Genomic DNA, 1,157 nt, shown 5'->3' on the forward strand with positions numbered 1-1,157 from the left:
CTGTGCCGTAGCATTATAAGCCGTTGCATCTCCTTTGGTAATTTTCTTGTTCCAGAGTTCCGTACGACCTTTCTGAATGGCTACGCGCACACCATCAGCATGAGCATACTCATCGGTATCGTATTCGCCTGTTGGAGTAATCAAACTAACTGTACCCGAGATGCTGATGATTCCATCTTTAGGTGCCTGCCATACACGTACCATATCTTCCATCGGAGAGGATTTAATCAGTTCTGCTTGCTCGGCAGGATCAACCTCCCCAATAGTTTTATCTATTTTCTTGGCATCATAGATGATAGGGCTTGGTGTATCGGCACTGCTAAGCGTAAAATGAGGAATAGCATGACCTTGTTCGTCAATTTCTATATGATTAAAATAAACCTTACCACTAGAAACTATATCTACAAGCCCATCACCATTAACATCGCTGAAATATACAGAGGTTTTGGTAGTCGTGCGAGAAGTACTTGTAGCAACAGTAGCCATGATATACTGCCACCCAGCCTTGATGGCAGGTCCTCCAGAGAAAGTATTACTGGATGAAGCAGAAAATTTAGAGATACCAATAACTTTGATAGGTTCTCCATAGGTTATTTTCTTTTCGTCTGTGCATATTTGCGGACGATAGTACACAGAACCTCCATCCTGATATATCTTGTCGGGTAATCCATCTCCGTTAAGGTCTGCAAAAGTCAATAATCCCTTAGAATTATCATGAGAGTAATTAAAAGAACCACCAATAGTGCCACTTGTTGAAGAACTTTGATCATCAACTCCTGCTCCAGCATAGAAAGAGCCACCATAAGAAAGGCTTGTTGTTCCTCCTAAGGCAGTAGGTTTGTCGCTGAATATGCCACCAACTTCTTTGAGAGGACTTATAAATCCTGCGTCAAGTCCGTCATTGTGCGTATTCCATGTTTCCTGTTTTTCCTTAAAAGGCACATACCCCTTGGCAGCCTGTACATCATCATAATAGTCAAAATTCTGATAAGACACTTCTGCACCTTTGTCGTCGAGTTGCTTTACACCCGTAAGCACATCTTTGTTGAACGCACCCTCGCTATAGGTAAAGGCATAACTGCGGAGCGTACTTCCTTGGAAGTGCACCGTTAGCTTCTCTAACAAACGATTCGATGAGGTTAGGAAGCCATATCTTG

The 1,157-nt window shown here is 42.6% G+C and carries 1 pseudogene; it reads right to left on the reverse strand.

What is annotated here, in order from left to right:
- Nucleotides 1-1,157: pseudogene (locus CHB62_RS14345) on the reverse strand (toxin TcdB middle/N-terminal domain-containing protein); the annotation flags it as partial.

The sequence above is a fragment of the Prevotella jejuni genome, from assembly GCF_900187995.1.
GTDB lineage: Bacteria > Bacteroidota > Bacteroidia > Bacteroidales > Bacteroidaceae > Prevotella > Prevotella jejuni.